We start from the raw sequence: 13,679 nt of genomic DNA on the forward strand, positions 1-13,679 counted from the left end.
AGCTCCATTCGACGCAAAGGGCCGAACAGGAGCTTGCATGAATCCGTTTTTCACGGTCTCGGAAGGCATGGAGGCGTTCGCCACCGGCGGGCTGCGCGCCTGGGAGCGCGTGATGCGCCGTGGCGTCGACGCGGCCCGCTGCGGTCATCTGCTGCTGGCCGAGGGCCTCTACCTGCAGGCACTCGGCCTGGCGCAACCGCTGCTCGACGCCGGCTGCGCCGAGCGCCCCGACGACCGCATCGCGGCCTTCGTCGTCACCCATCTCAACCTGTCCGACCTGCACCGCGACGCCGGGCGCATCGAGGACGCGGTCGCACACCTGTGCGTGGCGCACTGCCGGCTGATGGCGCTGCTGCGCGACCCGCAGGCCGAGCCCGCGCTGCAGCAGGCCGCCTGCCGCCACAGCCGCGAAACCCACGCCGCCCTGGTGGCGCACCTGGGCGAGCACGGCGTCCACCCGGCCATCCTGGCCGCCCTGCGCGCCGGCTGCATGCCCTTTCCGCCGCCGGGCGTCACGCTGCACTGAAACGGCAGCTCCCCGCATTTTCAACGTCGAAGGACTTTTCTTCCATGCCCCATTCCCTCCCGAAGCTGCCCTATGCCTACGACGCGCTCGAGCCGCACATCGACGCGCAGACGATGGAGATCCATTTCACCAAGCACCACCAGGCCTACGTCAACAACCTCCATGCCGCGCTCGAGGGCACCGTCTACGCCGAGCTGCCGGTGGAGCAGCTGATCGTGAACGTCGGCACCCTGCCCGAGCGCTTGCGTGCCCCGGTGCGCAACAATGGCGGCGGCCATGCCAACCACAGCCTGTTCTGGACCGTGATGTCGCCCACCGGCGGCGGGGCGCCGACGGGCGAGCTGGCCCGGGCCATCGATGCCGAGCTCGGCGGCTTCGACGCCTTCAAGGACGCCTTCACCAAGGCGGCGCTGACCCGCTTCGGCAGCGGCTGGGCCTGGCTCGGCGTGGCGAAGGACGGCCGGCTCGCCGTCGAGAGCAGCGGCAACCAGGACAGCCCGCTCATGACCGGCATCGGCTCGGGCAACACGCCCATCCTGGGACTGGACGTGTGGGAGCACGCCTACTACCTGAAGTACCAGAACCGTCGCCCCGACTACATCGCGGCGTTCTACAACGTGGTGGACTGGGTCGAGGTGGCCCGGCGCTACGCGGCAGCGCGTGCCTGAGGAGGGCAGCACGATGGACGAGACACGAGCGATGCCGGTGCGGAGCGGTCGGACCCTGCGTGAGTGGGTGGGGTGGGCGATCGTGTTCGCTGGCGCGCTCGTGGTCGCTAGCCAGTTCTGGCGCTTCGTGAGCGGCAACCCGGTGGTGCTCGCGGCCTTTGTCGGCGGCTCCATCGCGGCGCTGGCGACGGCGCTGGGCACAGTGCCGGTGCTGTTCTCGCAGAAGCTCTCCGACCGCGTGCAGGACACGCTCTTCGGTTTCGGCGCCGGCGTGATGCTCGCGGCCTGCGCCTTCTCGCTGGTCATTCCGGGCCTCGAAGCGGCGCGCACCCACCCTGCCTTCGGTGGCGGTCCCTGGGCGGCCGGTGGCGTGGTCGGCAGCGCGATCCTGCTCGGGGCGCTGGCGCTGCTGACGATGGACCGCCTGCTGCCGCACGAGCACTTCATCAAGGGGCGCGAAGGCCATTCGGCGCAGAAGATGCGCCGCACCTGGCTCTTCGTCATCGCGATCGCGCTGCACAACCTGCCCGAGGGCCTGGCGATCGGCGTCGGCTACGCCGGCAACGAAGGCCTGCGCGCCAATGCGCTGGCCACCGGCATCGCGATCCAGGACGTGCCGGAAGGCCTGGTGGTGGCCGTGGCGCTGCTGGGCGCGGGTTACCGCCGCCTCTTCGCGGTGGGGATCGGCATGGCCTCGGGCCTGGTCGAGCCGCTCGGTGCCGTGCTGGGCGCGGCCGTCGTGGGCTACTCGGCGGCGCTGCTGCCCTGGGGCCTGGGCTTCGCGGCCGGTGCGATGCTGTTCGTCATCAGCCACGAGATCATCCCGGAGTCGCACCGCAAGGGGCACGAAGCCTTCGCCACCGGCGGGCTGATGATCGGCTTCGTGCTGATGATGCTGCTGGACACGGCGCTCGCCTGAGCCGGCGCGGCACGCAAAGTTTTGTTCGCGCCTGCACGTCCCAGACGTTCTCGCGCCCGGCACTGGGGCAAGGTGCCATGCTCGTTTTCTTTTCCATTCCCGCACCAGCCAGCCGACGCCAGCCCGTGCAGTTTCATACTGCAGGAGTCTGATCGTGTCTTTTCTTTCCATGCGCCGCACCCGGCGCCTCCCCGGCGAGTGCTCGCCGCTCTGGCTGGCATTGTTCGTGGCCTTGCCTCTTCCTGCGTTGGCGCAGGCCGCTGCATCGGGCGAGGATGCGGAAGACGGTCGCGGTCGCGAGCTGCGCCCGATCGAGGTGCGCGAAGGCCGTGAGACGGACCTGCGCAGCGAGGGCACGGCCGCGCAGGGCTACCGCAGCAGCACCGCATCGCGCGTCGGCCCGATGGCCGACAAGGCGCTGCAGGATCTGCCCTATGCCATCCAGGTGGTGCCGCAGGCGCTGATCGAGAACGTACAGGCGACCAAGCCCGACGACGTGCTCAAGCTGAGCCCGGTGCTGCAGCTCACTACGCCCCAGTCGCGCTTCTTCACCGGTGCCACGCTGCGCGGATTCAGCGTCGGGGCGAACAAGCGCATCGACGGCATGCCCAATGCCAACATGGTCAGCGTCGACATCGAGGACAAGGAACGGGTGGAGGTCCTGACCGGCCTGTCGGGCTTTCTCTATGGTCCGGGCAACGTGGGCGGCACGCTCAACTACGTGCTGAAGCGGCCGACCTACGAGCGCTACAACAGCATCACCACCGGTCTGGCCGAAGGCCGCAACGGCTATGTGCATGGCGACTTCGGCGGCCCGATCGATGCCGAAGGCCGCTTCGCCTACCGGCTGAACGTGCTCGGGCAGGACGGAGATACCGCGACGGACTACCAGTCGATCCACCGGGGCCTGGTGAGCGGCGCGCTCGACTGGAACCTCAGCAACCGGCTGCAGTTGCAGTTCGATGCCTCGCGAAGCAACTACCGCATGCGCGGCAGCGAGCCCTACTGGTCTGCCGTCAGCGGCGTGAAATACCCCTCGGCCTCCCGTGCGACCGACGGCTACTACGGCCAGCCCTACACCTGGACCGAGACGCAGCAGGCGCACGCGGGCGCGCGCCTGCGCTGGCAGCTCTCGGACGACCTGACCCTGCGCGCCGGCATGGCGCGCCGTACCAGCGAATCGGACCTGGTGGTGGCCAACAACACCTTCACCACCGGCACGTCAGGCAGCTACCGGGTGCAGAGCAGCGCGTGGGAGTACCCGGACTTCACCAATCGCGCCGCCTATGCGTTCGCCGACTGGAAGTTCGCCACCGGCGGCGTGCGACACCTCGTGACGGCCGGCTTCTCGGGCGATGTGGTGGAGAGCACCAACTACCGCAGCTCGGCGGGCGGATGGCAGACCGCGACGAGCGCCACCTTCAACATCGATCAGCCGGTCTACATCGACAGCGCGGTGACCGCACCGACCGGCCCGAAGTACCGCGCCCAGCGCAACATCAACCGCAACCTGGTGCTGGCCGACGACATCCGCTTCGGGCCGCAATGGTCGGCGCTGGTGGGGCTGAACCGGGCCACGCTCGTCGCCAACAGCTACGGCGCGACCGGTGCGTCGACGGCCGCGTACGACCAGAGCCGCACCTCGCCCAGCGTGTCGCTGATCTACAAGCCGGTGCCGGCGCTCTCGGTCTACACCAACTACATGGAAAGCCTGGAGCAGGGCGGCACCGCGAGCGCCACCTACAACAGCCGGGTGGTGAGCAATGCCGGCGTCGTCATGGCGCCGCTGGTGAGCAAGCAGGTGGAAGTCGGCGCCAAGCTCGAGGGCGGCGGTGTTCTGTGGACGGCGGCGCTGTTCCAGATCGACAAGGGCCTGGAGTACTACGACACCACCGGAACCGGCCCGGTGACTTTCGTGCAGGACGGCCGGCAGGTGCACAAGGGGCTGGAGTTCACCGCCACCGGCCGGCTGGCACGCCAGCTCAGCGTGGTCGGCGGCGTGACGCTGCTCGACGCCCAGGTGACGCGCAACACCCAGACGCCGGCGCTGGTCGGCAAGACACCTGCCAACGTGGCGGAGCGGCTGGCCAAGGTCTACCTCGAATACGACCTGGACGCGGTGCCGGGGCTGACGCTGACCGGCGGCGTCTTCTATACCGGCCGCCAGTTCGTCGACGCCGCCAACACCGACGTGCTGCCGTCGTACGTCACCGCCGACCTGGGCGTGCGCTACGCCACCCGTGTGGGCGCCATGCCGCTCACCCTGCGCCTGAACGTGGCGAACCTCACCGACAAGCGCTACTGGATGAACAGCAACTACCTCGGCGCCGGGCGAACGCTCGGGCTGTCGGCCCAGCTGAAGTTCTAGTCCAGAGAGGCCTCAGCCGTGCTTCACGGCCACGGTCTTCAGCGTCGTGAAGCCGTACAGCGCCTCGAAGCCCTTCTCGCGGCCGTAGCCCGAGGACTTCACGCCGCCGAAGGGCAGTTCGACGCCGCCGCCGGCGCCGTAGTTGTTGATGAAGACCTGGCCCGCGCGCACCCGCTTGGCCATGCGGAACTGGCGGGCGCCGTTCTCGGTCCAGACGCCCGCGACCAAGCCGAACTGCGTCGCATTGGCCATCGCCACGGCTTCGTCCTCGCCGCTGAAGGCCATGGCGGCCAGCACCGGGCCGAACACCTCTTCCTGCGCCAGCCGGTGGTCGACCGGCACGTCGCGCAGCAGCGTCGGGGCCTGGTAGAAGCCGGTGTCGGGCGCCTCGTCGACCACCGTGCCCTGGGCCACCATCGGGATGCCGGCGACCTGCGCGTCGGACAGGAAGTCCCACACGCGCTGCTGCTGCGTCTGGCGGATCAGCGGGCCGACGTCGAGGTCCATCGCAGCCGGGCCGACGCGCAGCGCCTCGAAGGCGCGGCCCAGGCGTTCGAGCACCGGTTCGTAGATGGCGCGCTCGATCAGCACCCGCGAGCCGGCCGAGCAGGTCTGGCCGGCGTTCTGCACGATGGCGTTGATCAGCACCGGAATGGCGGCGTCGATGTCGGCGTCCGCAAAGAGGATCTGCGGGCTCTTGCCGCCCAGCTCGAGCGTGACCGGGCAGTGCCGTTCGGCCGCCACCTGCTGGATCAGCGTGCCGATCTTCGGGCTGCCGGTGAAGCTGATGTGGTCGATGCCTTCGTGGCGCGCCAGCGCGTCGCCCACCTCGTGGCCGTAGCCGGTCACGATGTTGATGGCGCCGGCCGGGAAGCCGGCCTCGGCCGCCAGCTGCGCCACGCGAATGAGCGACAGGCAGGCGTCCTCGGCCGGCTTGACCACGCAGGCGTTGCCGGCGGCCAGGGCGCCGCCCACGCTGCGCCCGAAGATCTGCATCGGGTAGTTCCAGGGAATGATGTGCCCGGTGACGCCGTGCGGCTCGCGCCAGGTGAAGACGCTGTAGCCGTCCTGGTAGGGGATGGTCTCGCCGTGCAGCTTGTCGCAGGCGCCGGCGTAGAACTCGAAATAGCGCACCAGCGCGACGGCGTCGGCGCGGGCCTGCTTCACGGGCTTGCCGCAGTCGCGCTGTTCGAGCAGCGCCAGTTCGTCGACATGCTCGGCGATCTTGCGCGACAGGGCGTAGAGCAGGCGGCCGCGCTCGGCGGCGCTCACCTTGTGCCAGACGCCGTCGAAGCAGTCGCGCGCGGCGCGCACGGCGGCGTCGATGTCGGCCGCATTGCTGCGCTGGAGTTCGTCGAAGGGCTGGCCGTCCGACGGATCGATGACGGGCAGGGTGCGGCCCGACGCGGAGGCGACGTCGGCATTGGCGATGTAGTTGAATTGCATGTCGATGGGCGGCGCATGGCCGCTGGGGGATGTCTCTGAAGATGCCGGGCGCGGCGTGCGCGCGGCATCCAATGGTAAGAGCGTCGGCGCCCGGCTGCAGCGGGCGCCATGGGCCGCTCTTGCAATCGGCCCCGGGCGCCCCACATGCGATGCATGAATGCAACACGTTCTTCCGTCTCCAAGACCAGCCTCGACGTCACCGAACGGCTGGCCCAGCTTCTCGAACGGCTGGAGCACAGCCCCGTGCCGGTCGGTGCCGACCAGTACCGCTCGGTGGTGGTGCACCTGGTGAACGAGTTCGGCGATGTAGCGCCCGGCGACGCGCTGGGCCGCCTGCTGGACAGCTACCCGGCCGCGGCGCAGGTCTACGAGAACCTCCAGTACGCGCACGCCGGCCTGTGCCGTTCCGGCCTGGACGCCGCCATGGCCGCCGAACTGCGCGCCAAGGAGGCGATCGCCCGCGCCATGGCCGGCCCCGCGCCCCGCACACCGGATGCCGCCGATGTCCAAGCCTGATACCAAGACCGCGGTCGTGGCCGACGGCCTGCGCTACAAGTCCAAGCCCTCGGGTTCGCCGTTCCGCGCATCGGCCTCGTTCAGCGGCGCCACCATGTCCTGCTTCATGTGCGGCAAGCACCGTCTTCGCTCGCAGATGCGCACCCGACAGGTGCTTGGCAAGTCCCAGAGCGTCTGCGCACCCACCTGCAAGGCGCTGGACGAACAGGTCGAGGGCTGAAGCCCCAGCCCGGGCGTCCCGAAGTCGCCCGGAATGTGTGGCGTGTAATTCAAACGTGTACTTGAATTTCCCGGCGTGGTGAGTTGAAATTCTGTCAAGAATTGAAAACGAAGCGGGTGCAAAAATTGCATTTGTCATTCAATTCCTGATCGAAGGGCCTCCCGTGGTTGCGAACCGTGCATTTCTCTGATTTCCAGGCCCGGCAGCAAGGAGGATCACCATGAGCACCGTGCGCCACGTCGTCATGCAGGTCGTCAAGCGCTCCGGCGGGGCGACGCACCATGTCGGCTTCACCATCGACGACCATTTCGTGGAACGGCTGCGCCAGCTCCGCTCGCTGGTGCCGCAGCTCACGACACTGAACAAGCAGCGCGACCTCGTCATCGACAAGGTGCGCGTGCGGCTGCCCAACGCCGTCTGGCGCTCCGGCGCGCAGGTCGAGGAGCAGATCGAAGGCTCCTGCATCGTCATCGCCAGCGAAGGCTTCTTCAGCTGCGGCGGTCGCGATCGCCGCACCAAGGAAAAGCTGGTCACCTACGCCTTTCCGATCGCGCGTCTGAGCGAACTGCACGCCGAGCGCCCGGCCGGCGAGACGCTCTACATCCGCGACGGCGTGTTCACCAACGACGAGCCGGCCGATTCACCGGCCGGCCGCTGGGTCGCCTCGCTGCACGAACTCGACGAAATGCGCGTGCCGGATGTCCCCTCCGACTTCGACACGCTGCAGGGCCTGCCGCCGCTGCGCGCCGAGCCAGGCGGCCACGTCGCCACCGGCAGCTTCCGGCTCAACTGACGGCCGCGCTTCCTCTCCAGTAGACTGCGCGCCCTGAAGACCGGCGCGACCTCCGCGTCGGCGACGGAGACATCCCTGGACATGAACCGCAAAACCCTGCTCTCGCTGCTGGCCTGCTCGGCCTTCTCTGCACTCGCCTTCGGGCCCCATCTGGCCCACGCCCAGCCCGCGGCCTACCCCAGCAAGCCGATCCGCCTGATCGTGCCGTTCCCGCCGGGCGGTGGCACGGACATCCTGTCGCGCATCATCGGCACGCGCCTGACCGAGGCGAACAAGTGGACCGTGGTGGTCGACAACAAGCCCGGTGCCGGCGGCACCATCGGCATCACCGAGGCGGTGCGCATGCCGGCCACCGGCTACGAGATGGTGATGGGCCAGAAGGACAACCTCGCCGTCGCCCCCTGGCTCTACAAGAGCCTGAGCTACGACCCGTCGAAGGACCTGACGGCCGTGGCGCTGGTGGCCGAATCGCCGCTGGTGATCGTCACCGCCGCCAATTCGCCGTTCAGGAACATGGCCGACGTGATCGCTGCCGCCAAGGCCGCGCCGGACACCATCACCTACGGCAGCCCGGGCAACGGCACGACCATCCACCTGGCCGGCGAGATGTTCAAGATGGCGGCCGGCATCAAGATCACGCACGTGCCGTACAAGGGCTCGAACCCGGCGGTGATCGACACGATGAGCGGTCAGGTGGCGATGATGGTGTCGTCCATTCCCTCGGCCATCGCGCAGATCAAGGCCGGCAAGCTGCGCGCCCTGGCCGTGACCTCGGCCAAGCGCAGCGTCAGCCTGCCCGACGTGCCGACCGTCGCCGAATCGACCGCGCTGAAGGACTTCGACGTGAGCTCCTGGTACGGCGTCTTCATGCCGGCCAACGCGCCGAAGGACGTGGTCGCGACCATGAACGCGGCCATCAACAGGCAGCTGGCGCTGCCGGAAGTCAAGGAAGCCATCCATGCCCAGGGCGCCGAGCCGCGGCCGATGACGCCAGCCGCCTTCGCCGCGCTGGTGAAGGCCGACCACGCCAAGTGGGAGGGCATCGTCGCCGCGTCCGGCGTGAAAGTCGAGTGAAGGTGAGGGCCGCCTGGCGGATGCGCGCGCTGCCGTCGGTCGCCTGATGGGACAGGCCTTCGCGTCGCTCTCGGCCGTGCAGGTCATGGGGTGGGGCCTGGCCTTCTTCGGCAGTCTGTACCTCGGCTTCGGCACCATCACCTGGTTGCTCACGCAGCGGGTGCTGCCGGCGTTGGGCATCGGGCGGGTGCTCGATCCGCGGCCCGTGCGCGCCGAGCAATGGCGGCGGGAGTTCGCGCAGTCTGCGTGCTCCGTGCTGATCTTCGGGCTCGGCATGGTATTTCCCTGGGGTCTGCTGCAACTTGGCTGGGCCCAACTCGCGGCGGATGCCAGTGGCTGGCGCATCGCCGCCGAGATCGTCGTTCTGGCGATCTGGAACGATGTGCATTTCTGGATCAACCATCGCCTGCTGCACAGCAAGGTATTGCGGCGCTTCCACGGGCCGCACCACCGATCGGTGGTCACCACGCCGTTCTCCACCTACAGCTTTCACCCCGTCGAGGCGCTGATGCTGGGCAACGTGATCCTCTGGCCGATGCTGGTGCACGACTTCAGCTTCTGGTCGCTCGCGTCGGTGCCGGTGTTCAGCCTGTTCTTCAATTGCATCGGCCACGCCAACTACGATTTCGTCACGGGCGTGTCATACGGCCACTGGTTCGCGGCCAGTCGTCGACACCATCTGCACCATGCCGCGCACGCCGGCAACTACGGCTTCCAGTTCACCTTCATGGACCGGCTCTTCGGCACGCGGCTGGCGGCCGATGCCGCCGACGCGCAGCTCGATGCCTTCCGGCGCAGGCAGGCCGCGCACGGGCTCGGTGCCTGAGCGGCGGCGCATGCCTCGATTGCCCCGATTGCGACATCCGCGCGACTGGCAGAGCTTGGCGTACCTCGTGGCGTTGCCGGCGCTCGCCGCGTGGCAATGGGTCCACGGCTTCCGGTGGCCGCTGTATGGGCTGATGCTGTTCCTCACGCTGGGCATCGGCGTGATCCACCACAACCACACGCATCGGCGCCTGTGGCGCGGGCGTCGAGCCAACCGGCTGACCGACTTCGCCATCACGCTGTTGCAGGGCCACCCGACCTTCGTGTTCTGGCCGACGCATGTGGCCAATCACCATCGGTACCGGCACGGCGAGAAGGATGTGGCGCGCACCTACCGATTTCGCGGCGGTGACACCAACCACCTGAGCGGCTATCTGCTGCATCCGCTGCAGGCCGTGTGCGTGCTGTACCCGACCATCCTGGTCTGGCTCGCCGCCTTGCGCCGGCGTTCGCCCGGCGCATTCCGCTACTGCCTGGCGCAGTACGGCCTGTGGCTGGGCGCGTGGGCGCTGCTGCTGGCGATCGACTGGCGCCGCGCGCTTGTCTTCGTCATCGTCCCGCAGCTGCATGGTCTGCACTGGCTGCTGGCCACCAACTACCTGCAGCATGCCCATGCCGATGGTCGCGCGGGGGCGCGTGGCGATACCCCCGGGAGCGCGCTGAACTACGCGCGCAACTTCGAAGGGCTGGTGAACCCCTTGCTGTTCAACATCGGGCTTCACACCGCACACCACGAAAACCCGCATGCCCATTGGTCCGAACTCACCCGTCTGCACCGCGCGCACTACCGCGCCCGCGTGGCGCCCGCACTCAACGAAGGCGGCCTCGTGCCTTACATGCTGCGTGTCTTCGTCCTCGGCACCGTGGTGCCGCGGTTCCGAAGCCGTGCGCTGATGCCATCGATGTCCGTCGACCCGTCCCACCACTGAAGCCACCATGCCCGTTCCCTTTCAACGCGTGTACCTCCAGAGCGCCGGCGCCTTCCTGCCGGGCGCGCCCGTGAACAACGCGCAGATGGACGACTACATCGCACCGCTCAACCGCCTGTCGCAGCGCATCAAACGGCGCATCCTGGCCGAGAACGGCATCCGTGAGCGCTACTACGCAATCGACGCCGAAGGCCGCACGGTGTTCAGCAACGCGCAGCTCGCGGCCGCTGCCATCCGCGACTGCCTCGTGCGCGGCGGGGCCGAGCTGTCGCAGGTGTCGATGCTGGCGAGCGGTTCGTCGGGCGGCGACACGCTGATGCCCGGCTTCGCCAACATGATCCAGGGCGAACTCGCCGCGCCGCCGATGGAGACGCTGTCGGTGCACGGCATCTGCGCGGCCGGCGTCGGGGCGATCCAGGCCGCGGCGCAGGGCATCGAGCTCGGCGCACACCGTTCCGCGCTGGCGGTGGCGAGCGAGATGCCGTCGCGGCTCTTCAAACGCTCGCGCTTTGCAGCCCGCGGCTACGAAGCCGATTTCGACTCGCACTTCCTGCGTTGGATGCTGTCGGACGGCGCCGGCGCCCTGCTGCTGTCGGACGGGGCGGCGCTGGCCGGCGGTCACGGGCTGCAGCTGAAGCTCAAGTGGGTGCACCAGCGCGCGTTCTCCGGCGACTACCCGGTCTGCATGCAGCTCGGGCTCACCGAAGACCGCGAACGCGGTCACCTCGACTTCGGCTCCTGGGCCGAGGCGGAGGCGGCCGGCGCGCTGTCGCTGCGGCAGGACATCCGGCTGCTGCCGCACCTGTTCGACATCGGCATCCACGAGTACGCGCAGCTGGTGAAGGACGGCTGGGTCGAGCCGGCGCGCGTCGACCATTTCCTGTGCCACTACTCGTCGGAGAAATTCATTCCGGTGGTGGAGGACCTGATGGCCAAGGCCGGCCTCTCCATCCCGCGCGAGCGTTGGTACAGCAACCTTGCGTGGCGAGGCAACACCGGCGCGGCCTCGATCCTGATCATGCTGTCGGAGTTTCTGCAGACCCGCACATTGAAGCCCGGCGAGCAGATCTTCTGCTACGTGCCGGAGTCGGGCCGCTTCATGGCGGCGTACCTGCTGCTGGAGGTGGAGTCGGCCGACGCGGCGCCGCAGCGCGCGGCCGAGCCGCAGGGCAGGGCGTCGCCGGCCGCGGCCGCCATGGAAGACGAGGTCATCGCGCCACCGCACGACCCGGCCGCCGCGCCCGATGGCCTGCGTGATCTCCTCACCGAACTGGCCTCGATCTGGCACGACTACCGCTCGCAGGTCTGGCGCACGCCACTGGTGCGGCAGATCCGCGCGCGCCGCTTCGCTGTGCCCGACTACCTGAACTGGATGGCACAGTGGGTGCCGCAGGTGCGCGAGGGCAGTCTGTGGATGCGCGAGGGCGCGGCGTCGCTCACCGGCGACTACCAGGCGCTGGCCGCGCTGATCGACGTGCATGCCGGCGAGGAGCAGAACGACTTCCAGATCCTGTTCGACGACTACCGCCAGGCCGGCGGCACGGTGAGCGACATCGCCGACTTGCGCCGCAACCCCGGCGGCGAGGCGCTCAACGCCTACCTGCACGGGCTGGCCGCGACGACCAACCCGATCGGCCTGCTCGGCGCCATCTACATCATCGAGGGTACGGGCCAGCGCATCGTGCCGGCCCTGCTGCCGCTGCTGAAGGCGTCGCTCAAATTGCCGCCGCAGGTGTTCCGCTTCCTCGAGTACCACGGCCACAACGACGTGCATCACCTGAATCGCTGGCTGATGGCCGTCGAGATGGTGGTGGCGCTCGACACCGACGGCCGCGCACAGCGCCAGATTATCGAGACCGCACGCCACACGGCGGCGCTCTACCTGATGCAGTTTCAGCACATCACCGAAAGCCGATGACATGAGCCGACACCCGACGCCCGACTTTCTGGCGAAGCCGCACGACGAACGCGACCCGAGCCCCTGGCTCGCGCTCTACCTCGACCGGAGCACGCCGCTGCCGGACGACGTCAAGGCAGCCTGGCTCACCGATTCCAGCTCGGCCTCGCGCCAGTTCCTGCTGCCTTTCCTGCGGCCGCTGGCGCGCAGCTTCATCATCCTGTTCCAGGTGATCAAGGTGTTCGTGCCGCGCAATTGGTCGCACTCGGGGTTGTTGCACCGTTTTCTGGCGTGGGGGTTGCAGCACTTCGTGTCGCCCGAGGCCAACTGGCTGATCCTGCGGCACTTCCACCTGGGGTCGCAGGTGCTGGCCTTCATCGGTGCCAACTCGCCCGCGCCGGTGGGCACCAGCCCGCTCGCGCCGATGACCATCGCCGCGCTCAAGGACGACCTGTTCCTCAAGCACGACCTGAACCTCTTCAACTTCGTGATCCGCCTGAACAAGGCACTGCGCGAGCAGGGGCTGGAACTGTGCAAGCCCGAGCGCGTCGACTTCTCGATGATCCGCGACCCGGGCCTGAAACTGGAGGACATGCCGCACGGCAAGCTCAACGTCATGGATTTGCAGAGCGCGATCGAGTTGTTCACGCCGCTCTACCAGTTGATGCTCACCGACAACGATTTCTGGCGCGCGGCCAATTCGCTGCAGCTCGACGAAACCATCGGCATCTACACCGCGACGCTGCTGGCGGCGCCGGAGCACCTGGTGCTGGTGAACAACAAGCATCCGCTGGTGCCGCTGTCGACGCTGCGCGCCGGGCACCGGCTGGTGATCCACGGCCTGTCGACCGAGATGCTGCACAGCCTGCTCGACCGCTTCCGTCGGGCCCAAGCCGAGGGGACGCCCGTCAACACGACCTCGGGGCCCACCACGGCGTGAACGTCACTTCTGGGCGGACGGAAGTTCCTTCACCGCGGCCAGCACCTTCTCGACGTGCTTGGCCGGGTTCAGGCTTTGGTAGTAGAAGGCAATCGCTCCTGTGGGAGAGATCACGTAGGAGATGCGGTTGGCATACTCGGGGCGGGTCTGCATCAGCGCGTCGAAGGACTTGCTGATGGCCCGGGTTTCATCCGACGCCACCGGAAACTTGCCCTGGCAGGACTGGCTGGAAAACTTGGCGAGGGTCTCGGGGTCGTCGGTGGACACGCCGATCACGCTGGCGCCGACCGCCTTGAAGTCCTCGATGGCTTCGGCGAAGGCATGGGCTTCGATGGAGCAGCCGGTCGAGAAGGCCGCGGGGAAGAAGTACAGCACCACCGGCCCCTTCTTCAGTGCGTCGCCCAGCGAGTAGGTGAAGGGCTTGCCATCGAGCGCCGCGGGGGCGCTGAACTTCGGCGCGGGCTCGCCGATGTCGAGCGCGGCAGCCGCTGGCAGGGAGACCCCCAGACAGAGCATCATCAGCGGTACGGCAAACCGTGTCGAAGCAGCCAGCAACAT

At 68.4% G+C, this 13,679-nt stretch carries 14 protein-coding genes; 12 read left to right on the forward strand and 2 right to left on the reverse strand.

The features are described from left to right. The first annotated feature begins 37 nt into the window (after positions 1 to 37). The 4 genes from N8A90_RS20025 (at position 38) to N8A90_RS20040 (ending at position 4,481) form a co-directional block, all read left to right on the forward strand. Positions 38 to 526: a hypothetical protein gene (locus N8A90_RS20025; protein ID WP_262076786.1), complete on the forward strand. Its 489-nt coding sequence runs from the start codon at positions 38 to 40 to the stop codon at positions 524 to 526. A 44-nt stretch (positions 527 to 570) separates the two neighbouring features. Then, on the forward strand, positions 571 to 1,194 hold the full coding sequence (locus N8A90_RS20030) for a superoxide dismutase (protein WP_262076787.1): 624 nt from the start codon (positions 571 to 573) through the stop codon (positions 1,192 to 1,194). 13 nt (positions 1,195 to 1,207) lie between these two features. Then, positions 1,208 to 2,113 carry a ZIP family metal transporter gene (locus N8A90_RS20035; RefSeq protein ID WP_262076788.1) on the forward strand — a complete coding sequence of 302 codons (906 nt, stop codon included), beginning with the start codon at positions 1,208 to 1,210 and terminating at the stop codon, positions 2,111 to 2,113. A gap of 154 nt (positions 2,114 to 2,267) precedes the next feature. Then, entirely contained in the window at positions 2,268 to 4,481 is a 2,214-nt protein-coding gene (locus N8A90_RS20040) for a TonB-dependent receptor (protein WP_262076789.1), read from the forward strand. A 12-nt stretch (positions 4,482 to 4,493) separates the two neighbouring features. Here N8A90_RS20040 and N8A90_RS20045 read toward each other — a convergent pair whose 3' ends face one another. Next, on the reverse strand, positions 4,494 to 5,927 hold the full coding sequence (locus tag N8A90_RS20045) for an aldehyde dehydrogenase family protein (RefSeq protein ID WP_262076790.1): 1,434 nt from the start codon (positions 5,925 to 5,927) through the stop codon (positions 4,494 to 4,496). A 153-nt stretch (positions 5,928 to 6,080) separates the two neighbouring features. Here N8A90_RS20045 and N8A90_RS20050 point away from each other — a divergent pair, with 153 nt between their 5' ends. The 8 genes from N8A90_RS20050 to N8A90_RS20085 all read left to right on the forward strand — a co-directional run bounded on the left by N8A90_RS20050 (position 6,081) and on the right by N8A90_RS20085 (position 13,121). Beyond that, positions 6,081 to 6,443: a hypothetical protein gene (locus N8A90_RS20050; RefSeq protein ID WP_262076791.1), complete on the forward strand. Its 363-nt coding sequence runs from the start codon at positions 6,081 to 6,083 to the stop codon at positions 6,441 to 6,443. Then, a complete protein-coding gene (locus tag N8A90_RS20055; protein WP_262076792.1) occupies positions 6,430 to 6,663 on the forward strand; it encodes a hypothetical protein in 234 nt (77 codons plus the stop codon). Before N8A90_RS20050 ends, N8A90_RS20055 begins: the two co-directional genes overlap by 14 nt. 220 nt (positions 6,664 to 6,883) lie before the next feature. Continuing rightward, a complete protein-coding gene (locus N8A90_RS20060; protein ID WP_262076793.1) occupies positions 6,884 to 7,456 on the forward strand; it encodes a hypothetical protein in 573 nt (190 codons plus the stop codon). Between the two features lie 81 nt (positions 7,457 to 7,537). Further along, positions 7,538 to 8,530 (forward strand): Bug family tripartite tricarboxylate transporter substrate binding protein, encoded by a 993-nt coding sequence (locus N8A90_RS20065; RefSeq protein ID WP_262076794.1) that lies wholly within the window; start codon positions 7,538 to 7,540, stop codon positions 8,528 to 8,530. Between the two features lie 46 nt (positions 8,531 to 8,576). Beyond that, positions 8,577 to 9,356, forward strand: a complete 780-nt coding sequence (locus tag N8A90_RS20070; RefSeq protein WP_262076795.1) for a sterol desaturase family protein — start codon at positions 8,577 to 8,579, stop codon at positions 9,354 to 9,356. 10 nt (positions 9,357 to 9,366) lie between these two features. Continuing rightward, positions 9,367 to 10,284: a fatty acid desaturase gene (locus tag N8A90_RS20075; protein WP_262076796.1), complete on the forward strand. Its 918-nt coding sequence runs from the start codon at positions 9,367 to 9,369 to the stop codon at positions 10,282 to 10,284. Positions 10,285 to 10,291: 7 nt separating this feature from the next. Beyond that, positions 10,292 to 12,202, forward strand: a complete 1,911-nt coding sequence (locus N8A90_RS20080) for an iron-containing redox enzyme family protein (protein ID WP_262076797.1) — start codon at positions 10,292 to 10,294, stop codon at positions 12,200 to 12,202. A gap of 1 nt (position 12,203) precedes the next feature. Next, positions 12,204 to 13,121: a DUF6999 family protein gene (locus tag N8A90_RS20085; RefSeq protein ID WP_262076798.1), complete on the forward strand. Its 918-nt coding sequence runs from the start codon at positions 12,204 to 12,206 to the stop codon at positions 13,119 to 13,121. A 3-nt stretch (positions 13,122 to 13,124) separates the two neighbouring features. Here N8A90_RS20085 and N8A90_RS20090 read toward each other — a convergent pair whose 3' ends face one another. After that, positions 13,125 to 13,679, reverse strand: coding sequence for a peroxiredoxin (locus tag N8A90_RS20090; protein WP_262076799.1), 555 nt, complete (start codon positions 13,677 to 13,679; stop codon positions 13,125 to 13,127).

Source organism: Variovorax sp. N23 (assembly GCF_025486315.1).
Taxonomy (GTDB): domain Bacteria; phylum Pseudomonadota; class Gammaproteobacteria; order Burkholderiales; family Burkholderiaceae_C; genus Variovorax.